This is a genomic window from Streptomyces sp. TRM49041 (assembly GCF_008271805.1).
Lineage (GTDB): Bacteria > Actinomycetota > Actinomycetes > Streptomycetales > Streptomycetaceae > Streptomyces.
Genome location: NZ_VSRY01000101.1, coordinates 97,700 through 115,106, shown reverse-complemented (window position 1 = coordinate 115,106; position 17,407 = coordinate 97,700). Strand labels below are relative to the sequence as shown.

16 protein-coding genes are annotated in these 17,407 nt (G+C 67.8%); 4 read left to right on the top strand and 12 right to left on the bottom strand.

Annotation, left to right across the window (positions count from 1 at the left end; all coding sequences use genetic code 11):
• Positions 1 to 60: 60 nt before the first annotated feature.
• Positions 61 to 261, top strand: a complete 201-nt coding sequence (locus FVS66_RS10825) for a hypothetical protein (protein ID WP_149180189.1) — start codon at positions 61 to 63, stop codon at positions 259 to 261.
• A 536-nt stretch (positions 262 to 797) separates the two neighbouring features.
• Positions 798 to 1,862: a hypothetical protein gene (locus FVS66_RS10820; RefSeq protein WP_149180188.1), complete on the top strand. Its 1,065-nt coding sequence runs from the start codon at positions 798 to 800 to the stop codon at positions 1,860 to 1,862.
• Between the two features lie 171 nt (positions 1,863 to 2,033).
• Here the strand turns inward: FVS66_RS10820 and FVS66_RS10815 are convergent, their stop codons facing one another.
• On the bottom strand, positions 2,034 to 3,089 hold the full coding sequence (locus FVS66_RS10815) for a hypothetical protein (RefSeq protein WP_149180187.1): 1,056 nt from the start codon (positions 3,087 to 3,089) through the stop codon (positions 2,034 to 2,036).
• Positions 3,090 to 3,260: 171 nt separating this feature from the next.
• On the bottom strand, positions 3,261 to 3,782 hold the full coding sequence (locus FVS66_RS10810; protein WP_149180186.1) for a hypothetical protein: 522 nt from the start codon (positions 3,780 to 3,782) through the stop codon (positions 3,261 to 3,263).
• 272 nt (positions 3,783 to 4,054) lie between these two features.
• Here FVS66_RS10810 and FVS66_RS10805 point away from each other — a divergent pair, with 272 nt between their 5' ends.
• Complete coding sequence (locus FVS66_RS10805; protein WP_222946907.1) at positions 4,055 to 5,125, top strand: ParA family protein; 1,071 nt, start codon at positions 4,055 to 4,057, stop codon at positions 5,123 to 5,125.
• Positions 5,126 to 5,249: 124 nt separating this feature from the next.
• Here the strand turns inward: FVS66_RS10805 and FVS66_RS10800 are convergent, their stop codons facing one another.
• The 4 genes from FVS66_RS10800 to FVS66_RS10785 form a co-directional block, all read right to left on the bottom strand.
• Positions 5,250 to 5,786, bottom strand: coding sequence for a hypothetical protein (locus FVS66_RS10800; protein ID WP_149180185.1), 537 nt, complete (start codon positions 5,784 to 5,786; stop codon positions 5,250 to 5,252).
• An 83-nt stretch (positions 5,787 to 5,869) separates the two neighbouring features.
• A complete protein-coding gene (locus FVS66_RS10795) occupies positions 5,870 to 6,916 on the bottom strand; it encodes an ATP-binding protein (RefSeq protein WP_187645424.1) in 1,047 nt (348 codons plus the stop codon).
• Positions 6,913 to 8,793: a Mu transposase C-terminal domain-containing protein gene (locus FVS66_RS10790; RefSeq protein ID WP_149180184.1), complete on the bottom strand. Its 1,881-nt coding sequence runs from the start codon at positions 8,791 to 8,793 to the stop codon at positions 6,913 to 6,915. Before FVS66_RS10790 ends, FVS66_RS10795 begins: the two co-directional genes overlap by 4 nt.
• Positions 8,790 to 9,542, bottom strand: a complete 753-nt coding sequence (locus FVS66_RS10785) for a TnsA-like heteromeric transposase endonuclease subunit (protein WP_149180183.1) — start codon at positions 9,540 to 9,542, stop codon at positions 8,790 to 8,792. Before FVS66_RS10785 ends, FVS66_RS10790 begins: the two co-directional genes overlap by 4 nt.
• 291 nt (positions 9,543 to 9,833) lie before the next feature.
• On the opposite strand from FVS66_RS10785, the gene acnA reads away from it, so the two are divergent.
• A complete protein-coding gene (gene acnA / locus FVS66_RS10780) occupies positions 9,834 to 12,548 on the top strand; it encodes an aconitate hydratase AcnA (RefSeq protein WP_149180794.1) in 2,715 nt (904 codons plus the stop codon).
• 49 nt (positions 12,549 to 12,597) lie between these two features.
• Here the strand turns inward: acnA and FVS66_RS10775 are convergent, their stop codons facing one another.
• The 6 genes from FVS66_RS10775 to FVS66_RS10750 form a co-directional block, all read right to left on the bottom strand.
• The gene (locus tag FVS66_RS10775; protein ID WP_149180793.1) at positions 12,598 to 13,236 is read right to left on the bottom strand and encodes a DUF4291 domain-containing protein; all 639 of its coding nucleotides are present in this window, start codon (positions 13,234 to 13,236) and stop codon (positions 12,598 to 12,600) included.
• 122 nt (positions 13,237 to 13,358) lie between these two features.
• The gene (locus tag FVS66_RS10770; protein ID WP_149180792.1) at positions 13,359 to 14,012 is read right to left on the bottom strand and encodes a DUF1326 domain-containing protein; all 654 of its coding nucleotides are present in this window, start codon (positions 14,010 to 14,012) and stop codon (positions 13,359 to 13,361) included.
• Positions 14,013 to 14,347: 335 nt separating this feature from the next.
• Positions 14,348 to 15,625, bottom strand: a complete 1,278-nt coding sequence (locus FVS66_RS10765; protein WP_149180791.1) for an FAD-dependent oxidoreductase — start codon at positions 15,623 to 15,625, stop codon at positions 14,348 to 14,350.
• A complete protein-coding gene (locus tag FVS66_RS10760) occupies positions 15,622 to 15,819 on the bottom strand; it encodes a ferredoxin (protein WP_149180790.1) in 198 nt (65 codons plus the stop codon). The genes FVS66_RS10765 and FVS66_RS10760 overlap by 4 nt, the downstream gene beginning before the upstream one ends.
• An 85-nt stretch (positions 15,820 to 15,904) precedes the next feature.
• Positions 15,905 to 16,822, bottom strand: a complete 918-nt coding sequence (locus tag FVS66_RS10755; RefSeq protein ID WP_149180789.1) for a pyridoxamine 5'-phosphate oxidase family protein — start codon at positions 16,820 to 16,822, stop codon at positions 15,905 to 15,907.
• 45 nt (positions 16,823 to 16,867) lie between these two features.
• Positions 16,868 to 17,323 (bottom strand): VOC family protein, encoded by a 456-nt coding sequence (locus FVS66_RS10750; RefSeq protein WP_149180808.1) that lies wholly within the window; start codon positions 17,321 to 17,323, stop codon positions 16,868 to 16,870.
• Positions 17,324 to 17,407 lie beyond the last annotated feature (84 nt).

Here is a 17,407-nt window from a genome sequence, read left to right as displayed (position 1 = left end):
GTGTCCCGTCTCAGCGAAGTTAGCCGGCGGTGTCGCGTTGACCTGCGAGGGCTGGATTGGGTGAGACGGCTGCCAGCAGCCCCCGAGCGTCTGAAGGCGAACCACATCCCCTTCAGCGACGTCCCTGGCTACTCCCAGGCGCTCCGCCGCGTCCAGGGCCTCGGTGCCCGCCAGAAGGAACGCCTCCTCGAACTCTTCCTGCCGCGAGCGAACCTGACCAGCGGCGCCGCCGCCCGCTACAACGGCAGAGGACCCCGGTGATGCCGGGGTCCTCTTACTTCAAGATCAACTGCTGGTGTCAGCGAGGGTTGATCTCGACCTTGACGTGAAGGCACGTACCGGCGGTGATGAGCGGGCCGCCGACGAAGGGGAAGCCAGTGAAGCAAAGGGCGACCCCGGAACCAACGCAGAGAACGGAGAACCCGAACTGGCACCAGGCGAGTGCTCCCTCGGGGCGCCTCCTGCTCACGGAGACGAGGGGCTGGCGCTCTGTCGGATCTACTGGGGTACCGTCGGTGGTAGTCAGGAGGAATACCTCTTTCCTGTGCGTACAGGTACCAGGGCAGTTCTGCTTGCCGGCTCTCTGCCCTGGTCCTGTGGGACCTCAACGGCTGGGGTTCCAGCTCGTGAGATCCATGGTGCGGCGGACTTGACAGGGCCTGAGGTACACTGGTCGACGGATTGATCCGCATGGCGTCGAGTCGACAGTTAAAGTCGAAGATGACATTGAAACTGGATAGCGAAGCCATACGGATCAAACGGTAGCGGTGAAACCGTCAGACTTTTTGAGGACAGCTGTGGCGCAGGAGCGGGATGGCAAGGTCGAGATCCGCAAGGACCAGCTACAGGCTTTGATGGGGGGCGAGCTCCCCGATGCGATCAAGAAGGCCCGCGAGATCCACGCGCGAGGCAAGAAGCCGCAGGTTGTGCGCGTGCGGCGGTCCTTCGTGAGGCTGGAGAAGTTCGGCGGGACGGTCGAGACCGAGAGGAAGCCGCTGCCTCGGGCCGAGCGCCCGCTCTCCGCACAGATGATCACGCCGAAAGGGCTCACCCTGAAGCTGTACCTCCTGATGCTGTTCGCGGCGCAGTGCGAGGCGGCGGTCGGCAAGGAGTGGCCTCAGCCGTACCCGATCGAGCCGGACGCCCAGAAGACCGATTCCTGGGAAGGCTTGGTGGCGACCGTCGCCAAGTACGCCGGGCCCGGCGTACAGGCGTCCTCGGTCCGCACGAACAAGGTCAGGCAGATCGCCCAAGCGATGAAGGCACTTGAGGAGATGGGGCTGCTCAAGTCGGCAACCGGGATTAAGGGGCAGGTCCGCCGTGGCGTTCTGCTCCTGTGCGAGAACGGAAAGAGCAAGGACACCGGCGCCGCGAGCATCCCGTACACCGTGCCGGCCGATGACGAGAGCTTCCTTGAGATCCCCATCGGGTTCTTTACCAACGGCTGGGTCCACGTGCTCACCAATAGCGAGATCGCGGCCCTGCTGATGTGGTTCGACGTCATGAAGTTTGACGCCATGCACGTGACTCCCGAGGGCAGAGCCCCAATGACCGTCGGGTACGTGCTGAGCAACGTGCGCCACGGCTTCTACGGCCTCGGCCGCGACACCTACGAGACGCACAAGCCACTCGAAGCCTTCCAGCTCCTCGACGTACACCGGCCCTCCAAGCGGTACGACAGCGGGAAGTGGAAGGACTTCGAGGAGGACAGCAGCGGCATGGTCTGTCACCGCGTGGTGCTCCGGGACGGCGCATTCGACAGAGAGGCGGGCCCGGTCGTCGAGGAAGTACTCAAGAGGCGCGACGCCACCAACGAGTGGCGTCGGTCCTTCGGCGGATTTCTGCAGCCCCAGAGGTGGTGACCCGGGCCCGGGCCAGGAACCACCGACAAGACCACCACCCGGCTCCGCAACGAGACCGGCGGGACATGGAGCCGATGCGCCCCTGGGGATCACGCACGATCACCAGCAGGCTGGACTCCACGAGGAACTGGCGATAGCTGAATACGAGAGCTCACCAGTAGCCGACTGGAGCTATCCGAGGAGCAGAGACACGATCGAGGCGAGCGAACCCACGATTCCGAACCGGGTGGCGAACGGTTCGATGCGGAGCCTCCACATGGAGCTGCGCAGTTCCGGTGTGTCCTCTTCGGACGCTGCCTGGGCCTGGAGTTCGTCTATGAGCGCGTTCCCTCCGGGATACTCGCCCAGATCCTGCCGGAGCCGGTTGAGAATCGAGATCAGGTCGGCGTCTTCCAGGCCGGTGTTCTGCCGGTTGTGGCTTCCAGCAATGGCTCTGCCGCCCCGGGACGCTGCGGAGGCGGGGCCGCTGCCGAAACTTACGGCAGCGCCCGCCCCGATGTCACCGACGCTGATGTTGGCCTGGGGGGCCTGCGGGTGGTGCTGACTGTGGTCGGTCACGTTCCCTCGCACCGTCTGGGCGTTGCTTCCTCTGGCGGCCAGGCTGCTGTCGTGCACCGGCCCATACACGACATTACTGTCGACGATGATGGTGCCGTTTGAGACGGGCCGCTGCTGACGGGTAGTCAGGAAAAACCACAGAGTCTGCTTGGAGTGCACGAAGTCGATGCCGTCGGCGGTCAGCGTAATGCGTTGGGGCCGGGGGGCGCGGTCGGCCATAAGAAGGCCCTTGGCTTCCAGATAGGCGACGGCGGCGTCTACTTCGTGCCATGTGACCTCGGTGCCGCAGAACCACCACTCCTTGGCCGCGGCGAACTTCTGCAGGTCCGCCGAGCCCCCCGACGGGGAGTTGTTATACGCCCAGTGAGGCAGCACGTTGTTCAGATGTGCCTCGCGTTCGGCTCGTGGCTCCGAGTGGGCCCGCAACTCACGGGCCTTGGCCACGCCGGCCCAGGTCAAGCGGATGAGGGGAGAACGGCCGTTGGCCTGGTTGACCGCACGCCTCGCCCAACCACGCACTACGAGATGGGAGACCACGGCCTGCTCGTCGGCCGCGTCCAACCTGGCGGCTCCCACGATCCTTCCTGCATGGAGGATCTGTTCCGGGTCGTCGCCCATGGCGTCGAAAGCGCTCTGCAGGAACCGGTCGGCGTACACCTCGATTGTCACCCATCCATCGTACGGCGCGAGAACACCACGCCTCCGGGGATCACGCACGGTCACCAGCAGGCTGGACTCCTCGGGGAACTGGCGACAGTTGAATACGCGAGCCCACCAGTACCAAGGCCGCCGTCGCAGCGCAGGGCTCAGGACGCTCCCATAGCGCCCGGGGGTCTGGGTTCAATCGGCCTGCTGGGCGTCCCTCAGCAGCTTCTCGTACAGGGCCTCGGAGGCTTCGATGCTGGCACCGAGGGCTTCCATGCCGGGGGTGACGACTGCGACGGCGACGCGGTCGTTGAGAATGTAGAAGGTGTCGATGTCGTCGGCGAGTTCTGCGATCAGGCGCCCCCGAGGTCCGTCGGCCATCATCTCGGGGGCCTTGTCATACCAGAAGCTGTGGGCGAGGTAGTTGCGGCGCTTGACCGCGTTGGTGAGGTCGGCGGGCAGCTCGGGGTCGCTGCCGCACAGCGGAGTCACCTTGGCGACGAGATTCTGAAAGCTGGAGCTGGCCGCCTTGTTCCACGGGTCAGTACCCAGCACGCGCTTCTCCTGCCGAGCGAGGCCGATTCGGTGGTGCGCGAGCGCGTTGATCAGCCCGCGTTCCACAGTGGCGGCGGTGAACATGGCCAGACCGTAGGCCGCGTAGACAGTCGGATCCTCGTTGGGGAGATGACGTATGGGGTTCTCGTAGTCCGTCGCCATGCCTCTCATAGTGGACGCTCGGCCACCCTCGGTCACTCCCATTTTCGCAACGCCCCACGCGGATCTTCCGGGCCAGCCCTCTGGGGTCAGGGCGGTCGTCTTCGCGCACTGGCGGCTGTGGCCGGCGCGCTGGCGCAGGGATCCGCGGTGGTTGCTCCGTTGCCCCCCGCCGTACACGCACAGTCATCGGTGGGTGGTCATGGTCGTAGCCGTCGGCTGCGTGCAGTGCGGCGAGCAAGTCCACGTCCAGCCCAACCTTGACAATGTCCAAAATGGACGCTACGATGGCTTCATTGTCCAACTCAGGCGCGGATGGGGTGTCGATGATCACTTACGCCTTCTGGAACAATAAGGGCGGCACTGGCAAGACGAGTCTATGTTTCCAGACCTTGTCGCATTACGCTCACAAGAATCCCGATAAACGTATCCTCGTGCTGGATGTTTGCCCGCAGGCGAACCTCTCCGAGCTGCTGTATGGGGGGCTCGCCTTTCGAGGTAGCGAAGTGCTGCTTGCGCGACAGGGGGAGCCGGTGCGTCGCACGATCGGCGGCTACTTCGAGTTGCGCCTGTCTTCCCCCTTTGCCCCACCGACCATCGTGGCGGCTGACTATATCTCGAAGCCCAGTCAGTACAACCAGGCGATTCCAGAGAATATTGACCTCATTGCCGGTGACCCGTTGCTGGAGATGCAGGCAACTGCGATGTCAGCGCTGGCAAACACGTCGATCCCGACCACGAACTCGTGGCTGCGAATCATCGACTGGATTCGTGACCTCCTCGAAACGGTCTCAGATGACTACGACACCGTGTTCATCGACACGAACCCCTCGTTCTCGATGTACACGCAGGTGGCGCTTTCATCTTCCGACAGACTTATCTTGCCGGTGATGGCGGATGACTCATCGCGTCGTGCAATTCAGAATGCCTTCTCTCTGGTGTACGGTCTCAAGCTCCCGTCGGACATCTATACTCAGTACGCCTTCGCGACTCGGCTTCGCGAGGCGGGGCGGGATCTTCCGCAAGTGCATGTGATTGCTAAGAACCGGCTCACTCAGTACATGGGGGCCGCTTCCGCGTACGCTGCGGTGCTGCACTCCATTGACCGGGACGTCGTCGCGCTCATGGCGTCTACCCCCGAGATGTTCACCTTCGACAATATCGAGGACGGCGTCGTGGAGATCCGCGACTTCCAGACCGCAGGCGTGGTCGCTCAGGCGCGTGGATGCCCGCTCTACGCGCAGAGGCCCGGCAAACTGGACATCATGGGGCATCGTGTTCAGGTGAAAGCAGACTACCTGGAGAACTGCGTTGTCGACGCCAGAAAGCTTGTGGCCGCACTCTAAGCCTGGTGAGTGATGCGGGGCCCTGGTGCTATCTGCCAGGGCCCCCTTTGCAGCCTGGACGGATTCTCGGGTGCAAACCGCTTTCGTCCCGCGAATATGCGACACCTCAACATGTGGGCATGCCTCAAGCCTGTCTGAGGCGCTGCTGCCATGACCGGGTACGCCGGAGGTGATAGGCGAGTGCGCCGTAGGAGATCGAGTATTCGTGGTTGTCCAGGAGTTCGGCCCACATCTGTCTCGTGTTGAGGCCGGCGGCGATCATGCCTTCGAGGAGGTCGGAGATTTCGCTGCTGATCGGGTCGGCGCCTCGACGCGTCCCTGGCAGGAGCGGCTGAGCCGTGTCCAGCGCCCGGTGGACGACCCATCTCTGCACGCCATGGCGCTGTGTGAGCAGCCGCATCGGCACACCCCTGTAGGCGTCACGGGCTATGCGGTATCGGAGGTCGCGGCGGCCATGGAAAGGGAACCTCCTCGCATAGCGTGCTGTTGGTTTGAAGCGTCCCCGACGTGAGCTGGCATCGGCAAGAGCGCGGTCCAGGGAATCGGGGCTCCGGCCAGAAACCGCAGCGAGACGATCGAGAATCGGCTTCCCGAACCAGTAGGGCGGTCCGCAGAGGTATTCGTGCAGGTAGCTGGGCTTCAGATGGTTGGCACGGGCCATACGTCGAATGTAAGAGTCCGTGGTTTCCCCAAAGCGGGGCGAAACCTGGACGGGGAGTGGGCGCGGATGGTCGATGGTCCCTGTCAGCACGGGGATGCCTTTGCGTGAAGTGGCGCGGAGGCTTCTGCGGCGTGATCCAGGGGGATCGAGTCGATCCCCGCTTTTGTGACGCGTTCCGTGCCGTTGAGGATCGCGTCGATGGCAGCACCCCGGATCGCGTGGGAGAGCGCGCCGATCATCCCTCCAGTGCGTCTGTGGAGGTGCCGGTCCAGTTTGACCAGGCTGCCCTGTGGATGGTCGTGCAGGAGTAAGGTTTTCTCCAGCGTTGCGACCAATCCTTTCCATTCGTCGCCGTAGGGAAAGGGGCGGGTAGGGACGAGGGTGAAACGACCCGCGATCTGGGCGCCCCGTGTGCCGGCAAGCAGCTCGCTGGTTTCCAGGCTGATGCCCGCGTAGACGAATGTTGCAGGGATACGTTCAGAGAAGTACTTGAGGGTGTCGGAGACTTCGGCGCCCGCCCGGGTGACCTGCGAGATGTTGTGGACCTCGTCAACGAGCACGAGGCCGGTGCGGGTATCGGTGCATACGCCGACCACGGCCTCGATGATGTCCGTCATATTCGATCGGTGCCGCACCGGCAGGCCCAGGAAGCGACCAAACTCCGCGGCAACCATGCGAGCAGTCGCGGCGGGCGGGACCGTGATGTAGAGCACGGGAATGCGGTCCGAGACATTCGGGTGACGAGCCCGGTCGAGAAGCTCATGAGAACGTCCGAGCTGGGAGATAGCGCTCGTCTTTCCTGTGCCGGGTGGCCCGGAGACCATCAGTCCGCGGCGGGCACTGATCGCGTGGCGGTTGAGAAGGACCAGCCGACGGCCGCAGATCACCGTTCTCTCGACAAAAGACGTGGCGACCGTGAGCATGCGGGCGTGATGGTCGAGCCGGTCCTCGTCGTAGAGAATTCGGTCAGCCAGGGACAGTCGCTTTAGATCATCAGGGGCAAGCAACACTGGGGCTGCAGGAGGGCCATCGACGAACCTGCGCCATCCGTCCAAGGTGGTCAATTGTCGGTTGGCATCGGCATCGGCATCCTGCAACGTGGGGTGCTGGGCCGCTTCGGAGCGAGTCACGGGCGCCTCCAAGGGTTGGCGAGCGGGTCGAAGAGGCCCAGCGGGATGACTTCGGCGAGATGGATGTCCGTCCCGTCGTCGTGTGTGGGCTCGGTGGATGGCGTGTCGGGAACCGATCGGTCCCCGGCGGTCACCCGGGTGCGGGCGGCGGCCCGGCGGGCACGTCTGGAACGCGTGGCCGGGGGGTCCTCCTTGGCGCCGGGGCCGTCGTGGGCTCGCCGCAGCAGAGCACTGACGGCATCGGCGATCTGTTCCTCGGTGCCTCCGGAGACTTGCTCACAGGCCCGGTCCCAGGCCAGCTCGCCGAACGGTACGCCGACGCGGTGTAGCTGCTTCCAGAAGACGGTGATCCAACGTTCGCCTTGGCGGTCGCGTACCCAGATCCGGGAGACGTCGTAGGGGTCGTGGTGGATCTCCCACAGGCCCTTCTTCGCCGCCACTCCGGAGTGCTGGCGGCGAAAAGGATTCAACTCCGCGCTGTCGTAGATGCGGTGCTTGATGCGGATGCCATAGGCGTTGATCGCCTGCCAGCGCTCGGGCAGCAGCTCGACGTAGTCATCGGCGCCGAGCGGAACCGGAACGTAGCCGCAGGACTCAAGTAGAGTCGCGTACTTCTCGTTCGGAGAGAACGCCCGCGCCGGTGAATCCGGGTCGCGCAATGCGTCATGGGGCCTGGTCTGCCAGCAGGCGATGACCCACTCGTCGAGAAGGCTCTGAAGTTCGGGCAGCGACCACAGCGGCCCGTCTTCTAGTTTCCGGCCGCGCCGGTCCGTGGTCGAGCCGGTGTAACCGGCGACGAACTGGGCGAACAGCGTCGCCACCGAGCCAAGCGTCTTCTCGATCGTGCCCTTGTCGGTCGGCGTCGCCTTGTGGGCCGGTTGCAGGTTGATACCCAGATAGCGGCAGGACGCCCGGAAGTTGTGCGAGACGAACACCTTGCCGTGGTCGCAGACGATGGTCTCCGGAACAATCACCGGTCGGGCGGCCGCGTGCTCCAGGCGCTCGTCGATACTCAGCAGCCGCCGGTACGGCAGCACCGAGTGGGACATCCGCAGGGCCTCTGGCCAGCCCGGACGCATCGTCTCCGGTGTGACGCTTCGGGCCAGAACCGCGGAGGCATCCGCGGCCTTTGTGGTGGGCCGCAGCACCGCCGCGGTGATCGACCTCGTGGCGATGTCAACCATGGCCGTCAGCTCGACCTTCTCCGCAATCCCGTCATCCAACCGCACCAGCACATCCAGCGGCGTGGAGTCAATCTGCATCAGCTCGCCCGGGGCACTGGCCGGCAGCTCACCGAACGGTCCCGGCGGTCGCGCGTTAACCGAGCGGCGCGTGCGGGCCGACCCGGTGACGTGGGTGCCTGCGGCCAGCTTCTCGAACAGCCGGTAGAGCGTGGCCCGTGACGGCAGCTCAACTGCAGCAGTTTCCTCCCGGTCGGCGAGGATCTGCTTGGTCCGCCAGATGATGAACCCGATGGTTCTTGTCGATGCGTCGGCAGTCTCGATGATTGCCTGCCGCATCGCTTCCACCACTGCCCCGTCGACCTGCCCGAAGGTCGGCATCTGCTTAGCCGACCGGCCGTCCGCCAGCCCGACCAGCCCGTCCCGCTGGTAGCGTTGGCGCCGCTGCTTGATCCCACTGGTCGACACCTTGTGGCCGGCTGCCGTCAGCTCGACCGCCTTGGCCCGCTCCCGCTGGGCCAGCGAGTGCACTCTCGGGTCGAACTCCGGCCGCGGCTTCGCCCCTTTCGGAGCGTCCGGCGGCAGACCGTTCAGGACCTCCAGGATGTGCCTCTCCCACCAGCGGGCCTGGTCGGCGGCCGCTTTGGGGAACTCCGCAATTCGGGCCGTCGGTGGCACCCGCTTCTTCCCGGTCACCGGGCCCTCGCATCCGCCAGGCTCACGATCGTGCGGGGTCCCAGCAGCTGGGCCGCCATGTCCTCAGGGGTCAGCTCCTGGCGCCAGAGCAGGTGGAACAGCACGGGCAGCGTCGCCAGGCGTTCCCCGGCCGCATCCGCCCCGGCCATCAGCGGCCCCGGCGTCGCGAAGACCTCCCGGAGCCGAGCCGCGGCCAGGCCGTTCAGGCATCGGGGATGTCGGTATCGCGACAGCCACCGGGCATTTGCCAGCAGCACCTCGTCCGGCGTCCCCAGCCGCTCGAACCTCCACCCGGTTTGGGTGCAGGCCAGGCGCGTCACCTCGAACGCTTCGGCGTCCTTCGGCTCGATCCGCTCATCCACACGGACATCGATGACCACCGCCGAGCCGTCTCCACGGCGCACGAAGTAGTCCGGGGCGTGCCGACGCTCCCGTTCGCCGTCATGCCAGTGCAGCCAGAACGGCTGAGAAGCGATCCCCACCACCTTGGGATCGAAGTCCATCAGCAGGAGGCGGTCCCGTTCCAGCCACGACTCGAAGCCGACGTGCTGCCCATTCGTGGCCGCCCAGTACCAGCCAGCGAAGTGACGCTCACCACGTGACCACCGAAACGGCCGCACCGGAGCGACATCCTCGAAGCGGGCTGTCACGCAGTCCAGGATCGGCCGCCGCTGACGCTCGCGTACGGCATCCACGTACGACAGCTCGACGTACGGCCCTGCAAGATCCACCCCAGCCGGTACAGCCATCCAGCACCCCCAGTGCGATCACGCTCACGACTAGGTTCACTGAGACAGCAGCCCGAACGACTGAGTTCGCTGAGTAAACGCCTCGATTGGATGACAGCGGACATGAGGCCCGCACATGACCGGACAGCGGTGATGTACTAGAGTTATCTCGACATCGAGATATCTGCTGACGACGCACCGCGGTCGCCCGTACGGGTAAGGGTTACCTAACTAAGTCTTACCTTAGCGGATCGGTGAGAAGCCGTGGCGGCAGGATGCGGTTGAACGCGCACATTGATGAAGGAGACTGTCGTGTCGGCGAACAGCTTCGACGCCCGCAGCACGCTGCGCGTGGGCGACGAGTCGTACGAGATCTTCCGGCTGGACAAGGTGGAGGGCTCGGCCCGCCTCCCGTACAGCCTCAAGGTCCTGCTGGAGAACCTGCTCCGCACCGAGGACGGCGCGAACATCACCGCCGACCACATCCGGGCTCTCGGCGGCTGGGACTCCCAGGCGCAGCCCAGCCAGGAGATCCAGTTCACCCCGGCCCGCGTGATCATGCAGGACTTCACCGGTGTGCCGTGTGTCGTGGACCTCGCCACCATGCGTGAGGCGGTCAAGGAGCTCGGCGGCGACCCGTCGAAGATCAACCCGCTGGCCCCGGCCGAGCTGGTCATCGACCACTCCGTCATCGCCGACAAGTTCGGCACGAAGGAGGCCTTCGGCCAGAACGTCGAGCTGGAGTACGGCCGCAACAAGGAGCGCTACCAGTTCCTGCGCTGGGGCCAGACCGCGTTCGACGAGTTCAAGGTCGTCCCGCCCGGCACCGGCATCGTCCACCAGGTGAACATCGAGCACCTGGCCCGTACCGTCATGGTCCGTAACGGCCAGGCGTACCCCGACACCCTCGTCGGCACCGACTCGCACACCACCATGGTCAACGGCCTCGGCGTGCTCGGCTGGGGCGTCGGCGGTATCGAGGCCGAGGCCGCGATGCTCGGCCAGCCGGTGTCCATGCTCATCCCGCGCGTCGTCGGCTTCAAGCTGACGGGCGAGCTGCCCACCGGCACCACCGCGACCGACCTGGTGCTGACCATCACCGAGATGCTGCGCAAGCACGGTGTCGTCGGCAAGTTCGTCGAGTTCTACGGTGAGGGCGTCGCCGCCACCTCCCTCGCGAACCGCGCCACCATCGGCAACATGTCGCCGGAGTTCGGCTCCACCGCCGCGATCTTCCCGATCGACGGCGAGACCCTGAAGTACCTCAAGCTCACCGGCCGCTCCGAGCAGCAGGTCGCGCTGGTCGAGGCGTACGCCAAGGAGCAGGGCCTCTGGCTGGACCCGGCCGCCGAGCCCGACTTCTCCGAGAAGCTCGAGCTCGACCTGTCGACGGTCGTCCCGTCGATCGCCGGTCCGAAGCGTCCGCAGGACCGTATCGTCCTCGCGAACGCCGCCGAGCAGTTCGCCCTCGACGTACGCAACTACGTCGACGAGGTGGACGAGGCGGGCAAGGAGTCCTTCCCGGCCTCCGATGCTCCGGCCATCCACATCGGCGCCCCGTCCAACCCGGTCACCATCACGGCCCCCGACGGCTCGACCTACGAGATCGACCACGGTGCCGTGACGGTCGCGGCCATCACCTCCTGCACCAACACCTCGAACCCGTACGTCATGGTCGCCGCGGCGCTCGTGGCGAAGAAGGCGGTCGAGAAGGGCCTGACCCGCAAGCCGTGGGTCAAGACCACCCTCGCCCCGGGCTCCAAGGTCGTCACCGACTACTTCGACAAGGCGGGCCTCACCCCGTACCTCGACAAGGTCGGCTTCAACCTGGTCGGTTACGGCTGCACCACCTGCATCGGCAACTCCGGCCCGCTGCCGGAGGAGGTCTCCAAGGCCGTCAACGAGCACGACCTGGCCGTCACCTCGGTGCTCTCCGGCAACCGCAACTTCGAGGGACGCATCAACCCCGACGTCAAGATGAACTACCTGGCGTCCCCGCCGCTGGTCGTCGCGTACGCCCTCGCGGGCTCCATGAAGGTGGACATCACCAAGGACGCCCTGGGCATCGACCAGGACGGCAACCCGGTCCACCTGAAGGACATCTGGCCGACCGAGGCCGAGGTGAACGACGTCGTCGCCAACGCCATCGGCGAGGACATGTTCTCCAAGTCCTACCAGGACGTCTTCGCGGGCGACGCCCAGTGGCAGGCGCTGCCCATCCCGACCGGCAACACCTTCGAGTGGGACGCCGAGTCGACGTACGTCCGTAAGCCCCCTTACTTCGAGGGCATGACCATGGACCCGGCCCCGGTGCAGGACATCGCCGGCGCCCGCGTCCTGGCCAAGCTGGGCGACTCCGTCACCACCGACCACATCTCCCCGGCCGGCGCCATCAAGGCCGACACCCCGGCCGGCCAGTACCTCACGGAGCACGGCGTCGAGCGCCGCGACTTCAACAGCTACGGCTCGCGCCGCGGCAACCACGAGGTCATGATCCGCGGCACGTTCGCCAACATCCGTCTGCGCAACCAGATCGCGCCGGGCACCGAGGGCGGCTACACCCGCGACTTCACGCAGGCCGACGGCCCGGTCTCCTTCATCTACGACGCCTCGCAGAACTACCAGGCGGCCGGCATTCCGCTGGTCGTCCTGGCCGGCAAGGAGTACGGCTCCGGCTCGTCCCGCGACTGGGCGGCCAAGGGCACCGCGCTGCTCGGCGTCAAGGCCGTCATCGCCGAGTCGTACGAGCGCATCCACCGCTCCAACCTCATCGGCATGGGCGTGCTGCCGCTCCAGTTCCCGGAGGGTGCCTCGGCCGCGGCGCTCGGCCTGACCGGCGAGGAGACCTTCTCCTTCTCCGGTGTCACCGAGCTGAACGAGGGCCGTACGCCGCGTACGGTCAAGGTCACCACCGACACGGGTGTGGAGTTCGACGCGGTCGTCCGCATCGACACCCCCGGCGAGGCCGACTACTACCGCAACGGCGGCATCATGCAGTACGTGCTGCGCAACCTGATCCGCGGCTGACCCCCAGCGCAGAGGCAGGCGGTTCCGACCGCCCGGAGGGCCGCACCCGTCACACGCCGGGTGCGGCCCTCCGCTCTTCCCCACCCCGTGAAGGGGCCCGCACGCGGTCCAGCAGCCCGTCCACCTCGGGGTACGGCTCCTCCCGCGGCAACAGCCGTCGCGCGGCGTCCGGTTCTCCGCCGCGTACGAGGGCGTGGATCTCGCGGGCCAGTGGGGTGACGTCGCTGATGGCGACCGTCCACTCGTCCGCGTACCGCCGGGACGCCTCACCCGCCAGGCCAAGCTGCAGCGACCGGTACGGCAGCGGCCGCAGCCGCAGGTCACGCTCCGGATCCCACTGCACGCGGGCCGGGGAGCGCCGCAGTTCCCGCTGCCAGGTGGCCCGGTCGGTGTGGAAACCGCGCACATGTTGCGACAGGCACGCGTGCCGCAGCGCCCACTCGAACCCCTCGCGGCTGATCTCCACCGCCAGGACGGTCTCCTGCCCCTCTTTGCCGGCCCAGCCGGAGCGGTACATCATCCACAGGAACGACGGCTTGATCCAGGTCATCCGGTCCCGCTTCCAGGCCGGCGGCCACCGCCCGTCCCGCCCGGCGGTGGCCCCGATGGCGGGGGAGTACGCCTGGTAGACGGTGACGGTGGAGTCGGTGTGGAGTGCGCGGATGCGCCGGCGGGGTTCCTCTTCCATGTCGCTCAGGGTGACCGCGTCGGCCGGTGAGGGCCAGTGGTTTTCGGATCACCGTGTCCAGTGGCGGACCTCGCGGAAGCGGGCCTCAGCGCGTGTCCACGCCTGACAAGCGGGTGTGCCGGTCAGTCGGGGCCGCTCCAGTCGAAGGAGAAGTGCTTGCTCGACCTGCCGCTGCGGTCCCAGCCGAAGCCGAAGGCGTCGGCGCGGTCGGTGGTGGCGCGGCCCCACGTGGCGACCTGTCCGGGACCCACCTCGGCACCCGGCGCGTTGTGGAGCTGGACGCGGGCCCCGTCGGGGGTGGTCGGGCCCGTGAGGGCCTCGGCGCGGGCGGTGACGCGCCCGGGGATCTCGGCGCTCCAGGAGCCGAGCCTGTCGTCGATCTCGACGTTGATGGGCGCCACGTCCATGCCCCGCATCTCGGCGCCGAACACCTCGCCGAACTGCTTCGGCCATCCCCCGGCCTCGCCGCCGAAGATCGCGCCCAGGGCCCCCCGCTGCTCGTCGTCGGCGCGCTCGTCCAGGAACACCGCCGCGTAGGGATCGGTGTGCTCACCCGCCCATACGTTGCCCGTGAAAGACCCGAGCATCAGGACGTTCAGCCCGTCGAGCCGGGTGTCCCCGTACCGGCCCTCGCGGATGTGCCACACCAGGACGCCCTCGCAGTCGCCCTCGGACGGGGCCTGCGCGAATGTGCAGGGGCAGGGTATGGAGCACTTGCAGGTGTCGAACCAGTCGCCGGTCAGCTGCCAGCGAGGGCTCGTGGTCTGTTCGGTCATCGCCCGTTCCTCCTTGTCCGGAGCAGGACATGCGCCGACATGAGACCGAGCGGGCCACCGACGGAGGATGGGGGAGAATATTCAGAGGTGCGTTCGGCCGATGCCGACACCTCCAGCCTAGGCGCACCGCCTGGAGCCCGAAAGCGGAGGGATCAAGCACCCGCTCGCGGGCACCCGGCCACCGGTGTCAGCCCCTCGATCGCCCGCACCGGGACGTCGGCGCGGGCGACCCCCAGCCCTTCAGCACCCGCACAGCCCCACGACCCGAGCACCGCCGACGGCACCGTGTGCCACCCGCGCGCCGACGCCTGAAGCCGTCCTCCGTCGCTCACCCGTCACGGCAGCGGCCGGGCGGGGCCTCGGCCCACGGGACGCGCCGTCGCGGTCGCCGGGCCTGCCTCGTCCAGCAGCGCGGCCCGCTCCTGGAGCGCGTTGCGATAGGACGCCAGCCGGCCCGTCCGCCCGATGGTCAAGGCGCCGACCAGCCGGCCGGCCCGGTGGTAGCCGACCTCCAGCCGGCGGCCCGCCAGGTCGTGCTCCACGACCCGGGCCTCGTCCGCTGCGGAGGGCAGGCCCACCGAGCGGATCCTGGCGCCGTACAGGTCCGACCAGAAGGACGGAACGCCCGTGAAAGGCTCGGGGTCATCCGGCGCGAGCAGCGCCGCGGCGGCGGCCTCGCCCTGCTCGACGGCATTGGTCCAGTGGCCGAGCGCCGGCCGCTCCCCGTCGGCCAGCCGGTGCGGTACGCGGGCCACGTCACCCGCCGCGACCACATCGGGCACGACCGAACCGTCGGAGTGGAGGGCACGCAGATACCGGTCGCAGTGGACACCGCCGTCGACCGCCAGCCCGGAGCCGGACAGCCAGCCGGTCGAGGGCACGGCGCCGAGCGCCAGGACGGCCGTGTCGGCCGGGACCGTGGAGCCGTCGGAGAGCCGGACGCCGGTGAGACGGCCGTCCGTCCCGGCACGGAAACCGGTGACGGTGGTCGCGGTCCGCAGCTCGATGCCCGCCTCGCGGTGGAGGGCGGCGATGTACGCGCCCGTTGTGGCGCCGACGGCCCGTTCCAGGGGCTGGTCGGCGGCCTCGACCAGAGTGACGTCGAGCCCACTGCCCCGGGCGGCGGCCGCGATCTCGCCGCCGAGGAAGCCGGCGCCGATGACGACGAGCCGACGTCCGGGCGCGAGTTCCTCCCGCAGGGCGAGCGCGTCGTCCCAGCCTCGGAGCGTGAGCACACCGCGCGGCGGCGCCGGCCGGGAGGCGGGCCAGCCGCGGGCGGCCGATCCCGTGGCGATGATCAGCCCGCCGTACGAGATCCGGGCGCCGTCCGCGAGGGTGACCGTCCTCGTCGTCAAGTCGAGTCGGACGGCGGCCCGGCCGAGCCGCCAGTGGGCGTCCAGCCCCTCCGGCAGCGGCAGTCCGGTCCCGGCGGGGCGGCTCTCCGAGGTCAGTACCTGCTTGGAGAGCGGTGGCCGGTCGTAAGGGGGATGCGGTTCGTCGCCCACGATGGTCAGGTTTCCGGTGAAGCCCCGGGCGCGCAGAGCCGCCGCCGCCCGCGATCCGGCGAGCGAGGCGCCCACGATCACCACGCCGCGGGGGTCGTCGTCCCTCACCGCGCGGCCGGGGAGACGGCGATGGCACGCACCGGGCAGACGGCGGCGGCCTTCTCGGCCTTGTCGAGGAGCGCGTCGGACGGGGCGGCGTCGTGGACGAGGTAGTCGTCGTCGTCGAAGGAGAAGATCTCGGGCGCCGCGAAGACGCACTGCCCGTGGCTCTCGCAGAGGTTCATGTCCACGGTGATCTGCATGGCTGACTCCGTTGTGGTCAGGTTCGTGGCCGGCCGCGGTCCCGGAGGACGGCACGGCCGGGGCTCGGGGGGCGTCGGCTGTGCCTCAGCCGACCGGGGGGTTGAAGCGCGAGTAGCCGGGGTCGCTCCAGCGCAGCGGCGTCGCCGCGGAGACCTCCCGTACGGCTTCGACGGAGAATTCGACGAGCCGCTGCGCGCCGGGGACCCGGGCGGCCTCCTCGGGGTCCCACACGGTCCGCGCGGTGCCGGACAGATGGAGGACCGAGCCGGTGCTCCAGTCGGGGAACAGGAGTCCCGAGGCCGGGTTGAGCAGCAGATTGCCCAGCGTCAGGAACATCGCGTTCCCGATGTAGTCGGGCCAGCGCAGCAGGGTGGGGGAGAGGACCTGGACGAAGCCGGGGTTGCCGCCGCGGTGCGAGGCGTCCGCGTCGCCGCGGTCGGACGCGGTGGCGATGAAGAACGTGTCCGCCGTGCTCACCGCCGACCGCTGGGCGGCGCTGAGCGCGGCCCCGCTGGTGGCGGTACGGGCCCGGGCCGGGGCCTCGCCCGCGCCGACGGTGCGGTGGTCCCTCTTCTGCAGGTACTTGGGGCAGTTGGAGATGACCTGGTCGAGGTCGACGCGCAGACCGTCGCCCTCCCGGCGGGCCCGGCCGTTGATCCGCATCCGGCGGCGGGTGGCCGGCTCGATGGCGATCATCCCGACGAGGGCGGGCTCGGCCGCGCCCAGGACGCCGGCGAGCGGGTCCTCGGGCAGCGGCAGGGCGTCGATGACCAGGGTGCGGGGGTCCGGCACCCGGAGAAACCCGGGTGTCCCCGTCAGCTGGGTGGCCCAGAGACGGCCCGCGGCATCGGCGCCGCCCAGCACGATCATCGGCTGCTCGGCAAGGAACTCCCGCGCCACGGGCGGGACCGTCTCACCGATGCCGCCGAGCGAGAAGCGGGCCTGGGCGGCGAGGCCGGCGCGCTCCTGCACTGCGGTTTCTCCGCTGTGGTACGTGGCCACGGCATTTCCTTTCCTGACTGACCTATGGGCGGGTCGGGGCGCTCCCTAGAAGAAGCCGCAGGTGGGCGCGCCGGTGGTCGGGGCGTCGGCCGGGTCGGCCCCGGTGGGCGCGTAGATCTCCAGGCGGGTGCCGTCGGGGTCCGCGAAGAAGATGCCGCCGGACGAGGCGTTCTCGCCGTGCGGGACGACGCCGTCGTACGAGAACTCGGTGCCGAGGCCGCGCAGCACCTCTTCGGTGGCCCTGACCTCCTCGACCGTGTCCACCTGGAAGGAGAGGTGGTGCAGGCCCGGCCGGTCGGCGGCGAACGAGCCCTCGCTCTGCTGCCAGAGCGTCACGAGAAGCCGGTTGTCGCGGCCGAGGAAGGCCCAGAGGCGGTCGTCCTCCTTGCCCTCCGCCATCACGTCGAAGTCGAAGACCTCGCGGTAGAAGGCGAGCGAGCGATCCAGATCCGTGACGTTCAGTCCGACGTGACCGGTCTGCAGGTTCTTCGCCTTGCTCATCGTCGATCCCATGCCTTCATCAGGGTTACGAGCCCTCTCGCAACCGGTGAAAGTGAATTTAGTGGTTAGGTCGCTCCATCGTCA